At 63.1% G+C, this 20,629-nt stretch carries 14 protein-coding genes; 11 read left to right on the forward strand and 3 right to left on the reverse strand.

Going from position 1 to position 20,629, the window contains the following annotated elements:
• Positions 1-298: 298 nt before the first annotated feature.
• Positions 299-3,493: a TonB-dependent receptor domain-containing protein gene (locus OO12_RS12035; protein ID WP_034158934.1), complete on the reverse strand. Its 3,195-nt coding sequence runs from the start codon at positions 3,491-3,493 to the stop codon at positions 299-301.
• Between the two features lie 341 nt (positions 3,494-3,834).
• On the opposite strand from OO12_RS12035, the gene OO12_RS12040 reads away from it, so the two are divergent.
• The 4 genes from OO12_RS12040 to OO12_RS12055 all read left to right on the forward strand — a co-directional run bounded on the left by OO12_RS12040 (position 3,835) and on the right by OO12_RS12055 (position 9,232).
• A complete protein-coding gene (locus OO12_RS12040) occupies positions 3,835-4,161 on the forward strand; it encodes a DMT family transporter (protein ID WP_034158935.1) in 327 nt (108 codons plus the stop codon).
• Positions 4,162-4,300: 139 nt separating this feature from the next.
• On the forward strand, positions 4,301-5,554 hold the full coding sequence (locus OO12_RS12045; RefSeq protein WP_034159149.1) for an acetyl-CoA C-acetyltransferase: 1,254 nt from the start codon (positions 4,301-4,303) through the stop codon (positions 5,552-5,554).
• Positions 5,555-5,732: 178 nt separating this feature from the next.
• Positions 5,733-7,841 (forward strand): type I secretion system permease/ATPase, encoded by a 2,109-nt coding sequence (locus OO12_RS12050; RefSeq protein WP_034159150.1) that lies wholly within the window; start codon positions 5,733-5,735, stop codon positions 7,839-7,841.
• Positions 7,838-9,232 carry an HlyD family type I secretion periplasmic adaptor subunit gene (locus OO12_RS12055; RefSeq protein ID WP_034158936.1) on the forward strand — a complete coding sequence of 465 codons (1,395 nt, stop codon included), beginning with the start codon at positions 7,838-7,840 and terminating at the stop codon, positions 9,230-9,232. Before OO12_RS12050 ends, OO12_RS12055 begins: the two co-directional genes overlap by 4 nt.
• Positions 9,233-9,398: 166 nt before the next feature.
• Here the strand turns inward: OO12_RS12055 and OO12_RS12060 are convergent, their stop codons facing one another.
• The gene (locus OO12_RS12060; RefSeq protein WP_082006499.1) at positions 9,399-10,169 is read right to left on the reverse strand and encodes a nuclear transport factor 2 family protein; all 771 of its coding nucleotides are present in this window, start codon (positions 10,167-10,169) and stop codon (positions 9,399-9,401) included.
• A 182-nt stretch (positions 10,170-10,351) separates the two neighbouring features.
• On the reverse strand, positions 10,352-10,756 hold the full coding sequence (locus tag OO12_RS12065) for a YybH family protein (protein WP_160296793.1): 405 nt from the start codon (positions 10,754-10,756) through the stop codon (positions 10,352-10,354).
• Between the two features lie 227 nt (positions 10,757-10,983).
• Between OO12_RS12065 and OO12_RS12070 the strand changes: the two genes are divergently transcribed.
• The 7 genes from OO12_RS12070 to OO12_RS12100 all read left to right on the forward strand — a co-directional run bounded on the left by OO12_RS12070 (position 10,984) and on the right by OO12_RS12100 (position 20,611).
• Positions 10,984-11,835 carry a sulfurtransferase gene (locus tag OO12_RS12070; protein ID WP_034158939.1) on the forward strand — a complete coding sequence of 284 codons (852 nt, stop codon included), beginning with the start codon at positions 10,984-10,986 and terminating at the stop codon, positions 11,833-11,835.
• Position 11,836: 1 nt separating this feature from the next.
• Positions 11,837-13,135 (forward strand): hypothetical protein, encoded by a 1,299-nt coding sequence (locus tag OO12_RS12075; RefSeq protein ID WP_034158940.1) that lies wholly within the window; start codon positions 11,837-11,839, stop codon positions 13,133-13,135.
• 64 nt (positions 13,136-13,199) lie between these two features.
• On the forward strand, positions 13,200-14,879 hold the full coding sequence (locus OO12_RS12080) for an alpha/beta hydrolase-fold protein (RefSeq protein WP_160296794.1): 1,680 nt from the start codon (positions 13,200-13,202) through the stop codon (positions 14,877-14,879).
• Positions 14,880-14,891: 12 nt separating this feature from the next.
• On the forward strand, positions 14,892-15,617 hold the full coding sequence (locus tag OO12_RS12085; protein WP_052215795.1) for a hypothetical protein: 726 nt from the start codon (positions 14,892-14,894) through the stop codon (positions 15,615-15,617).
• Between the two features lie 168 nt (positions 15,618-15,785).
• A complete protein-coding gene (locus OO12_RS12090; protein WP_082006501.1) occupies positions 15,786-16,355 on the forward strand; it encodes an RNA polymerase sigma factor in 570 nt (189 codons plus the stop codon).
• A complete protein-coding gene (locus OO12_RS12095) occupies positions 16,324-17,304 on the forward strand; it encodes a FecR family protein (protein ID WP_235364769.1) in 981 nt (326 codons plus the stop codon). The genes OO12_RS12090 and OO12_RS12095 overlap by 32 nt, the downstream gene beginning before the upstream one ends.
• Before the next feature lie 109 nt (positions 17,305-17,413).
• Positions 17,414-20,611, forward strand: coding sequence for a TonB-dependent receptor (locus tag OO12_RS12100; RefSeq protein ID WP_052215796.1), 3,198 nt, complete (start codon positions 17,414-17,416; stop codon positions 20,609-20,611).
• The last annotated feature ends 18 nt before the right edge of the window (positions 20,612-20,629 follow it).

The following is a 20,629-nucleotide window of genomic DNA, read 5'->3' on the forward strand; positions in this document are numbered from 1 at the left end:
GATCATTTTGTTTGGTGTGGAGTCCAAAAGGACAGAAGTCGTTTTGAAGGATCTGTAGAGGGGTTTCGGTAAGGGCGTGGGGTTCTTGCCGCAATGCGGGTGCTTTACGATGCTCCTCGTTTCGGCGTCCGGCTATCGATCGCGATAATGCGGGTCGCGATGCGGTGCCCAAAAAAAGCCGGCCGCCGGCTTGATGCCGGCGGCCGGTCAAATACCAGCCGCGGAGAGGAAACGGCTGGGAAGGATCAAGGCAGCCCCGATTCAAACGGAGGGTCGAGGCCTCGGCTTCGGCGCACGATCAGAACTTCTTCGTCACGTTGAAGCCGATGATCCGCGGGTCGAGTGTGAAGACGTTTGTCGTGAGGCCGCTGTCGTCACTGTTGATGAACGCATCGGTGATCGGCGCATCGTTGAACACATTCTTGACGTAGAACTGGATCGCCAGATCCGATTCCGGTCGAGCCAGTGTCAGCGACAAATTCGTGTTGTCCCACGCTTTCAGCCGATCGATCGCGGTGTTGTAGGCACGAGCCCAGCTGCTCGACTGACGATAATAATCGCCGCGCAACGTCACAGACCAACTATCGAGCGGGATGGTATATTGCGCGCCGACATTCAGGGTCCAATGCGGCGAGTTGGGCAGTTCGTTTCCGCCGAGATCGGCATAAAAACCCTTGCCGGCATTGGGCCCATCGGTCAGCGGGTCATACTGGACGCCGAAAATCTGTGAATAGAAACTGCCCGGCTTATAATCGCCGATATAGGATCCGCCGCACAACGGCGTCAGATAGGCGAGCGCCGATTGATCGGAATAAAACGGACTTGAGACGATCTTGTCGACCACCGCCTTCGGCGCAACGCAGTTCGATGCCAGCTGAAGCCATGGTTTGACCAGCACCCAGTCCGGATTGCCCTGAGTCCGGTTCATGACGTCGATCGAGCGCATTCCTTTGGCGATCCGGGTGCCGAGATATCCCAGATTGGCGTTGAGGCGGAGCTCGGGCACTGGACGCCAGCTCGCTTCCAATTCGGCGCCCCAGATATTGGCATTGTAATTCTCGTTCAGCGCAATCCGGTCGACGATCTGCGATACCTGATAATTGCTGTAATTGTAGAAGAACGCATTGGCGTTGAGCGTCAACTTGCCGCCCGCCAGCGTATTCTTCATCCCGACCTCGAACGCGTTGACGCCTTCCGGTTTGAAGGTCTCCGGCAGCGGAGCAAAGAAGAGCGCGGTGGGATCACCGTCGATGCTCGGCGGATTGGCCCCGCCACCCTTGTAACCGCGGGAATAGGATGTGTAGATCAATGTTTCGTCGGTGAAGTCGAGCTTTGGCTGCCAGTCCAGGACAAGCCGGCCCGTTACCCGGCCCCAATGCTGGACGATGTCGGGCGAGTTGCGGAAGCCGATCCCGATAACCCCGCTGCCACCGAACCCCGGCGCAAGCAGAAGCTGGGTCTTGATCGGCGTCGATGTTTTCCGGTCGTCGGTATAGCGCAGGCCGGCGGTGAGTTTCAGATCATCAGTCGCTTGCCAGTAGAGTTCGCCAAAGGCGGCGAGCGAGCGCGTCTTCGACAGATTGCGGCTGCGGAAATAATTGTGCCCCTGACCGTTGATCTTGTTCAGTGGATTGGGATCGACATAGACGCATCCCGGCTGATTGGGGGGATTGGTGCAATCGAGCACCGCCCCGCCGTAATTTCCGCCACCGAAAAGGCCCTGCGCCAGCGCGGAGAAGAGATTGCTGAAGACGTAATAATCCTCGTCGATCTTGAAGTGCAGATAATTGGCGCCGATGCTGAAATTAACGGGTCCGGCGAACGATGATTGCAGACGAAATTCCTGCGACCATTGTGAGCTACGCGACTTGACCATGTCGACTGCAAGAATGCTGCTGGATGGCCCGAGTTGCGGATCATTGTAGATTCCGCCCGGTGCGATACCAGGCCTTGGCAATGGGTTGCCGAAGAAGTCGGTGAGTCCTGCGGAGTTTCTGAACACCGGGCCGGAATTGAAGCGGTTATAATCCTGGGTCGAATAGTAGAAATCCTTGGTGTACGCGCTTTGCGAAAAGAATTTCAGATCCGACTGGACATCGACTTCCAGATTGAGCTGATACACGTCATTCCGGGCGCGAAATGTCGGATCATAGGCAGTGGCGATCTCGCGCAGATTGCGGGATTGCGTCAGCCCGGCATAGGGATCGCGCGTCGGATCGATCATCGTGATCGGGTTTGACAAATCCGGCGGAAGATAGCCGAACTGCAGCAAGGCCGTGGCGCCGTTGATGTAAGGCAGGCTGAACCCTTTGGGCACGCCGAACGCACCATCGTCATAGAGCGACCCGGGCTTGCAGCTCTGGCTGAGCACGCCGCGGGTCAGCAAATCTCCGCTGATGTCGCGCCCGCCGACCATGCTCGGTCCCGGATCGGTGTGGCAAAGCTGCTTGCCGGTGCGCGAGCGATCATCCTTCTCGTTGAAATGCTCCCAGATGAAATTGGCCTTGAAGCTGCTGCTCGGTTCCCACCCGGCGCTAACCCGGGTCGACCACAGGTCGCGGCCGTTCACGCGCTTGTCGGTCACGCTGTTATAATCGAAGCCGTCGCGCTTGGTCAGCGCGCCCGCTGCACGGATCGCGATGGTATCCCCCAGCGGCACGTTGATCATCCCGCTCATGCGGCGCGTGTCGTAATTGCCCACTTCGGCCTTCAGCGAGCCTTCGAAGGAGCCGAATTTCGGCTTGTTCGTGATCATGTTGACCACGCCGCCGGTTGCGTTGCGACCGTACAGCGTGCCCTGCGGACCGCGCAGCACCTCGACGCGCTCGACATCGAAATATTCCTGTTCGAACAACCGATTGCGCAGCAATGGCGTGTTGTTGAAGCTGATCGCCACCGCAGGATCGGTCGACACCGACAGTGCCTTGGTCCCCACACCGCGGATCGAGAAATTATAGCTGGCGAAATTGGTTTTCGAGAAGGTGACATTGGGCACCGCGCGCAGCAGTTCTGATCCGCCTTCGATCTTGAGTTCGTCGAGCGCCTTGTTCGAAAAGGCCGAGACGGCGATCGGCACGTCCTGAATGCTTTCCTCGCGCTTCTGCGCGGTGACGATGATATCGGGGCCGTCACCGCTCGCGCTGTCGGCCGCTGCGGTGGATTGTCCGTCGTTTCCCGCTGTCGTGATCACGAAGACATTGCCGTCGCGCGTGTAGCGCAATCCGGTCCCCTGGAGCAGCGAGCGCAGCGCGGTCTCGGCACTCGCTGTGCCGCTATAGCCGCCGCTTCGCTTGCCGTTGGTGATCGTCGCATCGGCGAGAATCGTGACGCCGCTTTGCAGGCCGAAATCGCGCAACGCGCTGTCCAGCGCCTGAGGGGCGATCCGATAACTTGGCGCGGCCTGTGCCTGGACCGCATCGGGCAATGTCAGCAGGCACGCCGTTGCAATGCCGCTCAGCAGAAATTGATTGATACGCCTGGCACGAAGATTCATCGACTATTCCCCTCCCCATAAGCGGGGACGGGTTCATCTCGACCCTCCCCCTTTTTTGGCGCCGATTACCGGCTCTCCATTTGGGATGACGCAGAATATTCGGTGAGGGGGGGATTGCGGTAAAGAAACTATTGTCCGTTCTGTTCGTCGGGGCGGATCGCGGCTGGGCTGGCCTAGTGTGGCAAAACCCTGTGTCCCGGCGACAATCAACTTGCGTCCAAAGGCCGTGGATGCGCCTATGGCGCGGGAACCGGCCTGGATTCGAAGGGTATGCGCTTGGAGCTGAATCATGATCACGCCGCGATCGTCCCCGCGCGATCCAGATGGCACCGCGCTGACTGATGCCCAATTCGGTCTGGCTGCTGTTCGCGATCGTCATGGAAGTCATTGCGACGTCATGCCTGAAGGCATCCAGCGGGTTCACCAGACCATGGCCGTCCCTGGTGGTGGTGATCGGCTATGGCTCGGCATTCTATTTCCTGTCGCTGGCGCTGCGCACCATGCCGGTCGGCGTTGCCTATGCGATCTGGTCGGGCGCAGGCATCGTCCTGGTCACCGCGATCGCGTGGATCATCTATGGTCAAAAACTCGACGCGATCGCGCTTGCGGCGATGGGCCTGATCATCGCCGGCGCCGTCATTCTGAACATGCGCGCCGGTCATGGGTGAGGCGTCGTTCCTCAATCGCCACCCCCCAATCATTACCCATCATGCGGCCTTGTGCCCGGGGCTGCCGTGTCTCACATTCTCCACTGGGTGAGTTCGGCGCTGCCAGGCCCGGACTCATCGTTCCACGCGGGAGATCATGATGACCGAAGCCTATATCATCGACGCCGTCCGCACCCCGCGCGGCATCGGCAAGGCCGGCAAGGGCGCGCTGTCGCACATGCATCCGCAGCATCTCGCGGCAACGGTGCTGAAGGCGATCGCCGAGCGGAATCATCTCAATACCGCGGACGTCGACGACATCATCTGGTCGACCTCGACCCAGAAGGGCAAGCAGGGCGGCGATCTCGGGCGCATGGCGGCGCTCGATGCGGGCTATGACATCAAGGCCAGCGGCACCACGCTCGATCGCTTCTGTGGCGGCGGCATCACCACGGTCAGCCTGGCTGCCGCGCAGATCATGTCCGGCATGGAGGATCTGGTCATCGCCGGCGGCACCGAGATGATGTCGCTGACCGGCACCATGGCCGCCGCCGAGCAGGCGGCGGGCTTTCCTCCGCCGCTGATGGGGTCGCACAACGACCGCCTGACGCTCACGCATCCGCAATCGCATCAGGGCGTATGTGGCGATGCGATCGCGACGATGGAGGGGATTTCGCGCGAAGCGCTGGACGCGCTCGGGTTGGAAAGTCAGCGCCGCGCAGCGGTCGCCATCGCCGAGGGCCGTTTCGCCAGGAGCGTGGTGCCGGTGCTCGACGACGACGGCGCCGTCATCCTCGATCAGGAGGAATTCCCTCGCCCGCAGACCACCGCCGAAGGGCTTGCCGCGCTGAAGCCAAGCTTTGCGGCGATCGCCGATTATCCGATCGACGCGCAGGGCACGACTTTTCGCGGGCTGATCAACCAGAAATATCCCGACCTGGAGATCGAGCATTTCCATCACGCCGGCAATTCGTCGGGCGTGGTCGATGGCGCGGCGGCGTTGCTGCTCGCCAGCCCGGCTTATGCCGAAAAACATGGCTTGAAACCGCGCGCGCGCATCGTCGCGACGGCGAATATGGGTGATGACCCGACTCTGATGCTCAACGCGCCCGTGCCCGCGGCGCGGAAAGTGCTGGCCAAGGCGGGGCTGACCGTCGACGATATCGACCTGTGGGAAATCAACGAGGCGTTCGCCGTCGTTGCGGAGAAGTTCATTCGCGACCTTGGACTCGACCGCGACAAGGTCAACGTCAATGGCGGCTCGATCGCGCTTGGCCATCCGATCGGCGCGACCGGCGCGATCCTGATCGGCACGATCCTCGACGAGCTCGAGCGCCGCGATCTGAAACGCGGCCTGGTGACGATGTGCGCGGCGGGCGGCATGGCCCCGGCGATCATCATCGAGCGTGTGTAGACGCCATGGAAAGCGTCGGGCGGGGGAGAAGTGCAGGAGGTTGAAATCCTAGCGCATTGAATTGCACTCAAATTGTCTTTGATCCGCCGCGTCGCTTGTCTACGGTCGATTCGACGGGGACTGGCGGCAAATTGGCATGACTCAAGCGGAACAACGGACAGGAGCCGACCCACGGGGCGTGGGCGACGGGTTGGTGGCCTATGCCACGATCCTGGCCATGCACCGTGTCGCGGTCGATCCCGATCAGCTTCGTCACGCGCTGGGCCATCACGATCCGGTGACGGCGGAAGAAATATTGCGCCTCGCCAAGCGGCAGGACGGAGTCCGTGCCCGGGCAATCGACAGCAAGTTCGACAAGTTGCACCGCCTGCCCTTGCCGGTCATGGCCGAAGGCGATGGCGGCTGGTTCATCGTCGGCCGCGTGACGGGCGAGGACGTGCTCATCCAGTGCCCCGGATCGCGCGCCGAGCGGGTCGATCGCGCCCAGCTGGAGCAGATGTGGACGGGCAAAGTGATCCTGCTGACCACGCGCGAAGGTATTGCGGGTGTGGTGGGCCGGTTCGACTTCACCTGGTTCATCCCGCAGATCGTGCGCTACCGCAAGCTGATCGGCGAAGTGCTGCTGATCACATTGTGCCTCAATCTGCTTGGCCTTGCCGCGCCGCTGTTCTTCCAGAATGTGATCGACAAGGTCCTGGTCCACAACACGCTCGCCACGCTGCAAGTGCTGTCGATCGGCTTCGTCGCGGTCTCCGTCTGGGAAGTCGTGTTCGGCTGGTTGCGAACCCGGCTGTATTCGGAAACCAGCCAGAAGCTCGACGTCGAACTCGGCAGCAAATTATTCCATCATTTGCTCAGCCTGCCGCTCACCTATTTCGAGGGGCGGCGCGTCGGCGACACGGTGACGCGCGTTCGCCAGCTCGAATCGATCCGCGAATTCCTGACCAACGCCTCGCTCTCCGTGCTGGTCGACCCGGCCTTCACCATCGTCTTCCTGGTTGCGATGTGGATCTATTCGACCACCCTGTTCTGGATCGTCGTGGTGACCATCCCGGCCTATATCGCGGTGTCCCTGATCGTGACGGGTCCGTTGCGGCGCCGGCTCGACGAGAAGTTCGAGCGCGGCTCGGCGAACAATGCATTGCTGGTCGAAAGCGTTTCGGGGATGCAGACGGTGAAGGCCGCCGCGGTCGAGCCGCAATGGCAAAGCCGCTGGGAACGCCAGCTCGCGGGTTACAGCGCGGCCAACCAGCGTGTGATCAACCTCGGCAATACCGGCAGCCAGGCGGTCCAGCTCATCTCCAAGCTCAGCCTGGCGGCGATCCTGTTCTTCGGCGCGCGCGAAGTGATCGCGGGCGCGATGACGGTCGGCGGGCTGGTCGCATTCAACATGTTCGCGCAACGCGTGTCGGGTCCGGTGATCCGCATGGCACAGCTGTGGCAGGATTTTCAGCAAGTGCGCCTGTCGATCGAGCGGCTCGGCGACGTGCTCAATGCGCCGGCAGAGCCTGGCGCCGGGTCGAAGGTCGCGCTGCCCAGGCTCAAGGGCGAGATAAAGTTCGAAGGCGTCCGGTTCCGTTATGGCCTGGAAGGTCCCTGGACACTCGAGGACATCGATTTCGAACTCGGGGCCGGAACGACGCTGGGCATCGCGGGATCCTCGGGATCGGGAAAATCGACCCTGACCAAATTGCTGCAGCGGCTCTACACGCCGGCCGGCGGGCGGATCATGATCGATGGCGTCGACATCGCCCAGATCGACCCGGCCTGGCTGCGGCGGCAGATCGGCGTGGTGCTGCAGGAGAATCTGCTGTTCAACCGCTCGATCCGCGAGAATATCGCGCTCGCCAATCCGGCGATGCCGCTTGGCAATGTGATGGCGGCGGCGCAGCTGGCGGGCGCGCACGACTTCATCCTGACCTTGCCGCAAGGCTATGACACGATCATCGAGGAACGCGGCGTCAATCTGTCGGGTGGGCAGCGGCAGCGGATCGCGATTGCCCGTGCGCTCGTCACGCAACCGCGCATCCTGATTCTCGACGAAGCAACCTCGGCGCTCGATGCCGAGAGCGAGGAAATCATCCAGAAAAATCTGAAGGCGATGGCGCAGGGTCGCACCGTGCTGATCATCGCGCACCGCCTGTCGGCGATCCGTCAGTGCGATCGGATCATGACGCTGGAGCGCGGGCGTATCGTCGAGGTCGGTTCGCATGACGAGCTGATCAAGCTTGATGGACGCTATGCCGGCCTGCACCGGCGCCAGATGGGCCTGGGGGATTCGGCGTGAGCGCAATCAGACGCCACTGGGCGATCGTCCGCGCCGCGCTTGCGCATGAAAAGGAGCGTAAGAGCACGTTGTTCCGGTCCGACGAGACCGACTTCCTGCCGGCCGCGCTCGAAATCGTCGAAACGCCGGTGTCGCCGACGGCGCGGGCAACCACCTGGATCCTGGTCGGCGCGCTGGTGTTCACCATTTGCTGGCTGACTTTCGGCAAGGTCGATGTCGTCGCGGCGGCGCCGGGCCGGTTGATCCCGGTCGACAGCGTCAAGCTGATCCAGCCGGCCGCGCCCGGTGTGGTCCATGCGATCCTGGTGCATGATGGACAACGCGTTCGGGCCGGGCAGGCGCTGGTCGAACTCGACCCGACCGTTTCGAATGCCGAGGCAGTACAGGCGCGCAAGGCACTGGAGACGGCGGAACTCGATGCGGCGCGTGGACATGCGATTCTGTCGGGCCTCGATGGTCATGGTCTTGTCTTCAATCCGCCGCCAGGCACGCCGCCAGCGGTCGCCGCGACGCAGGTCGCACTGGCCCGCGCGCAACTTGCCGATATTCAGGCAACCGCGGAAACGCACCGGGCGGAGCGCCACGCATCGGTGTCGTCGCGCAGTGAGGCGCTGATCCAGGCAGCGAAACTGACCGAGACGCTCCCGCTGCTTGACGAACAGATCGCGGCGAACGAGCAATTGCTCGCCAAGGGCTATGTCTCGAAGCTGAAGGTGATCGAGATGCGGCGCCAGCGGCTGGCGGCGGCGCGCGACCGCGATGCGGCGATCCAGACGGCGAACAAGGCTGCGGCGCAAATGGCGGGCGCGGGCAGTAATATCGTCCAGTCGGGGGCGGAAGCGCGCGCGCGCGTGCTCGCCGACCTCGCCAAGGCCGAGTCCGATGCGAAGCTGCGCCGCGAGGAACTGGCCAAGGCAACGCAGAAATCCAGCCTGCAGACGCTGACCAGCCCGGTGAACGGGACGGTCACGCAGCTTGCCATCCACACGCTGGGCGGTGTGGTCGAAGCGGCCAAGCCGATCATGGTGATCGTACCCGATGGCGGCAAGCTGGTCGCCGATGTGAAGATCCTCAATCGCGATGTCGGATTTGTCCGGGTCGGTCAGGCGGTTGCGGTCAAGCTCGATGCCTTTCCCTTTACCCGGCACGGCACCTTGCCCGGGACGATTCAGAGCCTGGGTTCCGATGCCATCGAGGACGAAAAGCTCGGGCTGGTCTATCCGGCCCGGATCATCCTCGATCGGACCAGCGGTCTCAAACCCAATAGTCAGGTCAAGGCCAGCGTTGGGATGCAAGTGACCGCCGACATCCGCACGGGCCAGCGCAGCATCCTTTCCTACCTGCTGAGCCCGATCGATGAAGCGACGCTGGAGGCGGGACGGGAGCGGTGAGGCGGGGCGGCAATCCCTCACCGATATATGATCGAAGCGCTGTCCACGGTATTGCGGTCTCTTCAGCAGGTCCGGGCCACGCAAATCGACCCTGTTCCAGCGGTGGTGAGCGCGGTTAGCCCGACCGATAAAATATACGGAAGCGCCGGATGGCGCGATGCTGGAATCAGGCGAGCTTCTTCAGCAGCATATCATTGCCATTGCGGCGGCTGATATAGCCGATGATCCGACCGGAATGGTCGCGCTGGAAGAGGCGCCGGCCAGTGGGAACGCCCGGAGTGAACAGCACGTCGCGAATCTCGACCGCCAGCGGTGTTGCCGGGCCGCCATTGCTGCTGGAGACCAAGCCTTCGCCCTTGCGGGAAATCGTTACCGAGTAGGTGGGGTCGAGTTGATAAATGCCGGCATAGGCTTCGAGCTCGGCGGTCGGCACACTGATCGCCGGCGGATCAATCGGTACGACCATGGTATGGCTGGCGATCATCTTCCAACCGCCCGGCCGTTTTGCCCATGTCTCCGTGGACTGAAATTTATAGTCGAGCCTGTGGCCGTGAAAATCCTGGGTCAGTTCGTCGATGAAGGTGGCGGTGGCGACATTTCCCTGGCGGCTCAGGGCCCAATGGGTGACCTCGATCCGGCCCGGGATCGGCGACGGAGCCGCACTCGCGACAATTTCCTTCCTGGTGACGATTTCACCGGTTTCATTGGTGAACACCACGTCGGGTGCGAGATAGCGAGCCAGTGTCGCGGCATCCCCTTTTTGACCGGCTTCCGAGAAATCCTGGGTTTGCCGCTTCAACAGAGCGGAGAGCGCCGAATCCGCAATCCTTTGCGCTGGCGTTGCCGCTATCGCGTTGATGGAGATTGCCGCGATCGTCGCCCCGAGCGCTACCACGATGAGTCGGCGTTGCCCGGTCGGGGAGATGAAGGCGAGCATAGGACTCCTCTCTGTTCGGGCGGGCCGGTCGGGCTCGGATCGAAAGGATGAAATAGTCCCGAAACCTCGGTCCGTCGATGGCGCGGCCGATCCGTTCAGAGCTTATAGCGGACGTTCATGGATGCGGTGCGTCCGCATGGCCATTTCCGCTGCAATGCTCATGGCGCGCGAGGCGACATCGGTCATTTCCGGCCGCTCCCGGCCATGTCCGCATGACGGTGGATCAGTTTCCAGTCGCCATCCTCATGGCGAAAGACTTCCGTCACCCGGATGCGCATAGCGACCGGCTCATCCTTGCCGGCAAGGTGAACGCTGGCATCCTGGAATCCCGTCCAGAAGGCGATGTCGCCGGTGGCTTTTTGCAGGACATCCAGTCGCGAGGTGCTGCCTGGCGCAAAACGCTTCGCATCTTCCTCGTAACGGTTTGCCACCGTCTTCGCGCCGGTGACGCTGTCGCCGCCCGGGCTGTGGAAACTGGCCTCGTCATTAGGCGTCAGCAGGGCTTGCAACGGCGCTGCGTCGCCATTGACGTACGCGCTGGCGGCCTCTGCGCGGCGACCGAAGAAAGACTCGAAATCTGCGCTCATCATCATTCTCCATCGTCGAAAGCCTGTCGTGGCGGGTGAACGATCAAGCTGATGAGGGGTTTCGGGTGCCGCGCGGACAATGCGGCGACGATGATCGGCGGGTGGCGGAAGGCGGTGTCCAGCGCATCATAGTTTCTGCGCATCCGGGCGCCGGAGCGTGCCAGCACAGCAAGCCTGTACGGTCCGGCGGTCCAGCGATGCCTTCAGGGTCGGACGGAAGGAACATCATGTCATACACTTGCCTGATCAGCGCGGAAGACCTGGCCAACTGGCCGGGCGGTTCGGGTCTGGTGATCTTCGATTGCAGCTTCAGCCTGGCGGATTCAGGCGCCGGGAAGGAAGATTATCTCGCCGGGCATATTCCGGGCGCCCGGTATCTGCACCTTGAGCTTGACCTCTCCAGCACGCCGACGGGTCGCAACGGCCGGCACCCGCTGCCCGATCCGCGAGTCCTTGCCGCGACGCTGCGGCGCCATGGCCTCAGCCACAATGATCAGGTCGTTGTCTATGACGCGTCCGGCGGCCCGTTCGCGGCGCGCGCCTGGTGGCTGCTGCGCTGGCTTGGTCATCCGGCGGTGGCGGTGCTGGATGGCGGCCGCCAGGCCTGGGAAGATGCCGGGCTGGTGTTCGAGGGTGGCGGTCCCGCCACAATGGTATCCGGCGATTTTGAAGCAATCCGGCCGGACGAACTGATGACGGTCGATGCCGCCAATGTCCTGGCGAGCGTCGGCGCGGCGGATGCGCTCATTCTCGATGCGCGCACCGCTAGCCGGTTCCGCGGCGAAGCCAATCCGCTCGATCCGATCCCCGGCCGCATCCCCGGGGCGGCCAACCGCTTCTACGGCGACAATCTCGCCGCGGATGGTCGATTCAAGTCGCCCGCGATCCTGGCCGACGAATTCTCTTCGATCCTGAACGGGACGGCGCCTGCCGGCGTGATCCTGCAATGTGGGTCCGGGGTGACGGCGTGCCATAATGCGCTGGCGATGGAGGCGGCCGGGCTGCGCGGTGCACGGCTCTACCCTGGATCATGGAGCGAATGGATTGTCGATCCGGAACGCCCCCGGGCGCGCGGCTGACATGGTTTGGCCGGTCGGACTCGTCGCCCCACAGGCGGCATTGCTGCTGACCATGCTATGGCTCGCCGCGATGCCGGCGCGTGCCGAGCCATCTCCGGCACCGATCGCGCACTATCAATTCTCCGCGCGCTTCGATGCGGCGCGGGGCACGATCACCGCAAAGGCGACCATCACGCTGCCGGCCGCATCCGGGGAAACCGCTTTCGTATTGGGGGAGCGTTTCACGCTCACGGGAACGTCGAACGATTGCGGCGCGCGCATTGAACTCGCACCGGCCACTGCACCGCTGCCGCATCTGCAGCGCATTGCTCTGCGGTCGGGCGATGCGCGGCGGGCTTGCCGGGTGACGATCGCCTATCACGGGCCGATCGATGAAGTCGGGGAGGTCTTGCCGTCGCTGTCGGCCGGGCGGATCGAACTTGGCATCGACACGATGTGGCTGCCCGTCCGCCAGGATCTGGGCATGGCCTTTACGATCGATGCCGATATCTCCGGGCTGCCGCCCGCCCTGGTGGTCGTGACGCAAGGTGCGCTGACACGGCGCGGCGAGCGGCTGAATATCCACCGCGCGACGCCGGACAATGATCTGGTGCTGGTCGGCGCGACAGGGCTCAAGCGGGTTACCGCGCCCGATGTCGAATTCTACACCGCAATCCCGGACGACCCGCTGGTCGCGACATTGCGCCGGAACGCGTTCGGGGCCGCCGCTTTCTATCGCAACCTGCTCGGCGCGCCGCAGGTCGGGCCGGTACGAATGATCGTCGTGCCGCGCGGCAGCGGTGCGGGTTATGCGCGGCGCGGGCTGGTGGTGATGCCGACTTTTCGCGCGCCCGGCGCGCCGGTGCCGCCGTTCGACGCCGCCAGTCCGGCGCGCTTCGTGGCGCATGAATTCCGCCACGCCTGGGGTGCGACCCCCGATGTTGCGTTCGCCAATTACTGGATGTCGGAGTCGATCGCGGAATATTTCGGGTTGCGCTATGTCGAGGTGACGCTGGGCATTGCCGAGCGCGATGCGATGCTGAAACGCAAAGCAGAGGCGGCGCCCAAGGCCGGACCGCTGCTCGGTGACAAGCGGCCGAGCGGCGCTGCGCTCTATCAAAAGGGGCCGTTGCTGCTCTTCGCGCTTGAGGCGAAGATCGGTCGCCCGGCGCTCGACCGGATCCTGGTCCGCGCCGATCCACCGATCGCCACCGATGCATTCCTCGCCCGGCTGAGCGAAATCGCCGGGCCGGCAGTCGCGGCGGATTTTCGTGCCCGCCTTGCCGATGCGTCGTGGCAGCCGGAGAGATTGGCGAACTGACTGGCGGAAAACGCTGCGCCGACCATCATCGCCAGCGGGAAGCCGATTTTTGGGGAGCGGGCGGATGGGTGACAGGAACATGTTCAGGCTGGGGTTGCGCGCCGTGCTCGCTCTCCTTGCGCTGACGCTCGCGCTACCGGCGGTCGCCCAGGTCAGCTTTTCGGTGCAATTGCCCGGCGATGCCAAGACCGGCCCGGTCACCGGCCGGCTGATCGTTGTCGCGGCGACCGCCGATACGGCCGAGCCGCGCATGGTGATCGGGATGAACGGACCGCCTTCGTTCGGGGTCGATGTCGATGCATTCAAGCCGGGCAGCAGCATCACTGTCGGGCAGGAATCGATCGGTTATCCGATTGACCTGAAGCGCTTGCCGCCGGGTGATTACAACATTCAGGCGGTGCTGATCCGTTACGTCCTGGCGAAGCGGTCCGATGGTCACGCCATCTGGGTGCCGGCGCCGAACCCGGAACGTGCACCGGCATTCATGAGCGGCGGCAATCTCTACAGCAAGCCGATCAAGGTGAAGATCGCGCCGACATCGCCGGCGCCGATCGCTTTGTCGCTGACCGAGACGATCCCACCCCCGGCACCGCTTGTCGACACGCCCTGGCTCAAGCATGTCCGGATCAAGAGCAAGATCCTGTCCGATTTCTGGGGAATTCCCATGACGATCGGCGCGACGGTGCTGCTGCCCAAGGGGTTCGATGACCATCCCAATGCGCGCTATCCCACGGTTTACGCGCTCAGCCATGGCGATGTGCCGTTCGGCTTCGACACCGACCCCGCCACCGACACGCCGCGCGCGCGTGCCCAGGCGGCCGATGGCGGGCTCAAGACCGGCTATCAATTCTCGCAGGAATGGCAGGGCGATCTACCGCGCTTTGTCGCGATCACCCTCGAACAGTTCAGCCCGTATTTCTTCGAATCCTATGTCCTCAATTCGGCCAATAACGGGCCGTGGGGCGATGCCATCACCAAGGAATTGATGCCGCATCTTGAAAAGAAGTACCGGCTGATCGACCAGCCTTATGGCCGCATCACCGAAGGCGCGTCGACCGGCGGCTGGGAATCGCTCGCGCTGCTGCTCCATTATCCCGACCTGTTCGGTGGCGCTTGGACCTTCAATCCCGATCCGATCGACTTTTCGCGCTACCAGCTGACCGACGTCTACAAGGACGCGAACATGTTCGAGTTCCGGTTCAACGACTGGCAAGTGGCCGACCGGCCATTCCGCCGCACGCGCGAGGGGCAGCCGGGATTGTCGGTTCGCGATCTGTCGAAGCTGGAGGCGATGCTGGGATCGAAGGGGCGCGGCTATTACCAGCTTGCGATCTGGCAATCGACCTATGGCCCGGTCGGCAAGGATGGCTATCCGGTGCCGCTGTTCGATCCGCTGACCGGCGTGATCGATCATGAGGTCGCGGAATATTCGCGCAGGAACGGCTATGACCTGACCGATTATGCGCGCACCAACTGGAAGACGCTGGGGCCGAAACTGGCCGGCAGGATGAACTTCTTCGCCGGCGAACAGGATGATTTCTTCCTCAACCTGGGCGTCTATAAATTCCAGGAAATGGTCACCGAGGTCGCCGGGCAGAATTATCCGATCCGCTTCGAATATGGCCGGCCGAAAAAGGGTCACAACTGGCATCATACCGACTGGGCCGGCGTCATCCGCGAAATGGCCGCGCATGTGCGCAAGACCGCCCCGGCGGGCGCGCCGCTGACCGACTGGAACTATTGAGGGGGACGGGCGATGTTCAGGCCAGGCTGGAAATTGCCGCTCGCGCTCGGCGTGGCGGTCGGGGTCGGCGCGTTGCTGCCGGGGGGATGGGCGATCGCAACCTCAGGGCCGCCCGATGCGAGCTTCGGCACGATCAACGCGGCGCGCATCAACATCGTCGAGCCGAACGGCAAATACCGGCTGGTGATCGCCAACACGCCGCGCTTCCCCGGGCTGTTCATGGGCGGCAAGGAATATAAGCATCACAATCGCAAGCAGGGCGGGATGCTGTTCTTCAACGATGAAGGCGACGAAGTCGGCGGCATGGGTTTTGGCAGCCGCAGCGCCGACGGCCATCAATCGGCCAGCGCGAGCATATTGTTCGATCAGTACAAGCAGGATCAGACCGTAGGCATGGTCTATTCCGAAACCGACAAGAATCGCACCGCCGGCTTGCGTGTCTGGGATCGCCCCGATGCGTCGATCCAGCCGCTGATGGAAATGAGCGATCGCGCCGCGCGCGCGGCAAGCGATGCGGAGAAGGACAGGATTCGTGCCGAGATGCTTGCGCACGCCAAGGCCAATGGCGGCGTCGGTGAGGAACGTTTCTTCGCCGGCAAGCAGCTTGACGACGCGATCGTCCGGCTGGCCGACAAGCAGGGCCGGCCCCGGCTGGTGATGAAAGTCGGTGCCGACGGGCAGCCGATGATCGAGTTTCTGGGAGAGGATGGCAAGGTGGTGAAGCGCATTACCCAGTAGTGTGAGACCCTCCGGACCGCACCGATTGCCGCGCTACCCATGCGATCGAGGACGCGAGTTCTCGATGAATTTTCCGTGTCTTTATAATATCTTGACATCAATTTTCTTTTGTGACGCGGTCGTGACATTTCGCTTGACGTAGCGTCAGATTACTGTTGCGATTGCGTCATGGAACATCAGGCCCGGCTTCTCTGGTTTGCGCGCGAAGTGCTGCCGCACGAGGCCGATGTGCGTCGCTGGCTGTTCGGGCGGATTCGCGGGCTGAGTTCGTGCGAACTCGATGAAGTGGTGCAGGAGGCCTATGCGCGGATCTGGGCTGCCGATATCGAGCGGATTGGCAATGGACGCGCCTATCTGTTCGTGACGGCGCGCCACATTGTCGGCGAACATGTCCGGCGCTCGCGGATCGTTTCGATCGAGCTGGTGGCGGATTTGGAGTCGCTGAACATCGTCGATGATGAGATCGGCGCGCATCGCCGGCTAAGTGGCGAACAGGAAGTCGAGCGGGTCATGGCCGCAATCGCGACCCTGCCGCCCAAATGCCGGCAAGCGTTCCAGCTCAAGAAATTCGAGGAATTGTCGCAACGCGAGATTGCCGAGCGCATGGGGATCGCGGAGAGCACGGTGGAGAAGCATCTTGCAAAAGCGCTGCGGCTCGTGATGCAGGTAATGAAAGCGCCGGCGGCCGGCGTGGAGGATGATGACGGTGGTAAGCGGAGACTCTGGGGCCTCGGATGACGTCGAGTCCCGCGCCGCGACCTGGGTCGTCCGCTCTGCCGAAGGCCCGCTTTCCGACGTAGAGCAGCAGCAACTCGACAACTGGCTTTCCGAAAATAGCAGGCACCTCGGCGCTTATGTCCGCGCCCAGGCGGTATGGATCGATGTCGATCGCCTGGCCGCGCTCGATGGCGGACGCGATATCGAGCCGGTGCCGCAAGCGCGGCATTGGCCGTGGCGGCGGATGGCGCTTGCCGCATCGGTGCTGATCGCGGTTTCGGGTGGCCTGATCGCGCAGGACCGGCTTGGCGGAAGGATCGCCACTGCGCGGGGCGAAGTGCGCGAGGTGGCGCTTGATGACGGCTCGAAACTGTTCCTCAATGGCGACACCGTGGTTCAGGTGCGGTTTGCGGGCAAGGAGCGCCGGATCCTGCTTCGGCGCGGCGAAGCGTCGTTCCAGGTCGCGCATGATCGCGCGCGGCCCTTCATCGTTCAGGCTGATGCCGTGTCGGTGCGCGCGGTCGGCACCGATTTCGCGGTCGGCATTGCCGATGCCGGCGACGTCTCGGTCACCGTTGCCCAGGGCGTCGTCGCTGTGACCGAGAAGGAAACCGGGCAGCCGCGCCAGCATATGCTGCGCCATGACGAACAATTCGTCGCCGCGGCGACGGGCACGCGCCGTGTCGGTCTTGACGCGCGCGAGGTCAATCGCCGGCTGGCCTGGCGCAAGGGCCAGTTGGTGTTTCGCGGCCAGATGCTCGCCACCGCCGCCGCCGAGGTCAATCGCTATGCCGCCAAGCCGGTGGTGATCAATGACCCTTCGCTCGGGCGTGCCGAGTTCATGGGCGTGTTCAATGTCGGGGACGCGCGCGCCTTTGCCCGCGGCGCCGCCGCGGCCTTCAATGGCGAGGTGGTCGAGACCGACAAGGCGTTCATTCTGTCGCGGGAACAAAATTCGCCGTCACATTAATGGCGGATATCGCGTCGTCGCCGCTCTCTTGCCTTGAGGCCGATACAGGTCATGGGGCGGGAGACATTCAGTGGCAAAGCGGCAAGGGGTTCGAATTGTAACCAGGACGATGTTGTTGGCCGGCGCGGCGATGCTCGGCGTGATGTCGAGCGCGGCTTACGCGCAGAGCAAGCAGCACTTCAGGATTCCGGCGAGCGACGCCGGCGATGCGGTACAGAGTGTCGCGCAGCAATCCGGGCTGCAGGTGTTGGCGCCCGACGCCGACCTGCGCGGGGTACGCACCAATCCGATCGACGGCGATTATTCCCCGATCGACGCGCTGCACCGGATGCTCGCGGGACACGGGCTCGAGGTCGTTGCGGGCCAGGACGGCATTGTGACCATCCGCCGTGCGACGGTGGTGGGGCAGGCTGAGACCAAGCCCGATCCGCTGGCCGAGGATATCGTGGTCACGGGGTCGCGCATCCGCCGGCCCGGCTTCGACACGCTCGAAGCCACGATCGTCACCGATAGCGAAGTGATCGCGCAGCGCGGCTATACCAATGTGGCGCAGGTGTTCGACGATACGCCGGGCTTTGTTGCCTCGGGCGTCAACCCGATCGGCACGACGCAAGGCACGTTCAATGCAGGGCAGAGTTTCGTCGACTTTCTCGGCCTCGGGTCGCAGCGCACGCTTGCGCTGATCAATGGCCGGCGCGCGGTGTCGTCCAACTCGATCTCGGGCAGCGGCAACAATGCGTCTCCCGGACAGCAGGTCGATCTCAACGTCATTCCGGTCGGGTTGATCGAGCGGGTTGAAACGATCGCGATCGGCGGCGCGCCGATCTACGGCTCCGACGCGATCGCCGGCACCGTCAACATCATCCTGAAAGACAAATATCAGGGCCTCAGCGTGACTGGCCAATACGGCATCAGCGAACGGGGCGATGCGCCGGGCTATTCGATCCGCGGTCTGGCCGGGATCAATTTCGACGAAGGGCGCGGCAATATCGCGATCAGCGGCGAATATCATGAGCAGAAGGGAATGGTGCTCAGCAAGCGATCCGGCCTTCGTTTCGCGGTACCGAAACCGGGATCGACACCGTCCAATACCGTCACCAACGATCTGGTCTATGGCTATTTCACCGAAGGTGGCCTGCCGTTCGATCCCAACACCTTCGGTTTCATCCGCGACAGTTCGGGCCAGGCGCTGCAGTTCCAGGGTGGCGACCTGCGCGCCTATGTCCCGGGGACCAATGTTCGCGGCGCCCTGTTCGATGGTGGCGACGGCGTCCGCATGGCGGATCATTTCAGCCTGTTGTCGCCAACCAAGCGGGCGATCGTCAGTGGCATCGGTCATTATGACCTGACGCCGTCGATCCGCTTCGTGTTCGAAGGGTCGTATGCGCGCAGCGAGGGCAAGGAACTCAGCGAGGTCGCAGCGTTCACCTCGCCCTATGTCAGCGGCACGATCCTGACCGTGTCGGCCAACAACCCCTTCCTCTCGCCGGCAACGCGCAGCACGCTGGCGGCCAACGGCATCACCGGCGATTTCGTGCTGGCGCGCAATTTCAGCGACTTGCTCGATCGCGGCGGCCTGACCGTCAACACGGTCAATTTCTACCGCGCCGTGGCCGGCCTGGAAGGCAAGACCAGCCTGTTCGGCGAGGCCGCGGGATGGGAGCTTTCGGTCAACTACGGCAAGAGCCGTGCAACGACCGAAATGAGCTATATCAACAATGACCGTTTCCTGGCGGCGGTCGATGCAGTCCGCGATGGCAGCGGCAGAATCGTCTGCGCCAGCGGCGGAAGTTGCGTGCCGTTCAACGTCTTCGGCGTAAACGCCTTCAGCGACGAGGCGGCGAATTATGTCCTCGACCGGGGCAAGGCGGTCAGCCTGAACCAGCAATTCGTCGCGACGGCGAATTTCAACGGGGCACTCCCGTTCCGCATCTCGCCCGAGCCGATCAAGTTCAACATCGGTGCCGAATATCGCAAGGAAATGGGCGATTTCAGGGTCGATCGCGTACTCGGCGCAGGGGCGAACCTGCTCGGCCTCGACCTGGCCAGCCCCTATTCGCCCGACAAGGGGAGCTTCAATACCAAGGAGCTCTACGGCGAATTGTCGGTTCCGCTGGTATCGGAATCGCAGGACATCCCGATCATCAAGAATCTCAGCGCCGACGGCTCCGTGCGCTATGTCGACAATTCGATTGCCGGCGGCGACGTGACCTGGGCGGCTGGCGGTCGCTTTGCGCCGCGCCTGCCGGGGATCTTCGATGGCCTGTTGCTGCGCGGCACCTATGCGCGCGCGATCCGCGCGCCCGCGGTCACCGAGCTCTTCTCCGGCGCATCGCCGACGCGTGGGTCGATCAGCGATCCCTGTTCGCCGGCCAATTATCAGCGTGGCGACAATCCGGCGGCACGCACCGCCAATTGCACCGCGGCGCTGAGCGCGCTGGGCATTTCCAGCCCGGCGAATTTCAACCCGACCACCGCGGGCCTGTCGCCGATCGGCACGATTTCCGGTAACCCGAACCTCGACAATGAAAAGGCGCGCTCCTGGTCGGTGGGCGTGGTCTATCAGCCCAGGCTGATTCCCGGTTTCCGGGTCTCGGCGGACTGGACACAGATCAACCTGACCGGCGGTATCGAAAGCCTGGGGATCCAGCAGGTACTCGCGGCCTGTTACGACAGCAGCGATTTCCCCAACGCCGCTGGCTGCGGACAATTCCGCCGTCTCACCGCGGCCGAAGTCGGACCCGGCACCGCCAACCCGACGCGGTCGGTCGGCGATATCGCGAACGGCTATCGCAGCGGGTACATTAACACCGCGGGGCTCAAATTCGCTGGTCTGATCGTCGCGGCAGAATATGGTTTCGGCATGGCCGCGCTGGAAAAACAGGGTCGGATCAAGCTCGGCGCCAAGCTGTTCCACAACAGCAAGTTCGAATCCCGGATCACCGACAGCGCGCCGGTCTCCAATTCGGTCGGCGGTGTCGGGCTGCCCAAATGGTCGGGTCAGTTCAACCTGGGCTATCAGGGCGCGGCGCTCGATCTGCTGCTGCAGGGGCTCTACACGGGACCGGTCAAGAACGACATTCTGGCGACGTCGGCCACGATTGCGGACAAGGACAATTTTATCGGGTCCTATTGGCGGTTCAACTCGACCCTTGGCGTGCGGGTCAATGACCGTTTCTCGCTCCAGCTCGTCGTCAACAATCTGTTCGATCGCAAGCCCAGCCAGTCGCAGCTCTTTTCACGGAGCTTCGGCACCTACGACCTGATCGGGCGGCGCTTCCTGTTCAGCGTCACGGCCGGACTCTGAGACGAAATCAATGATCGG

Source organism: Sphingomonas sp. ERG5, assembly GCF_000803065.1.
Classification (GTDB): Bacteria; Pseudomonadota; Alphaproteobacteria; order Sphingomonadales; family Sphingomonadaceae; genus Sphingomonas.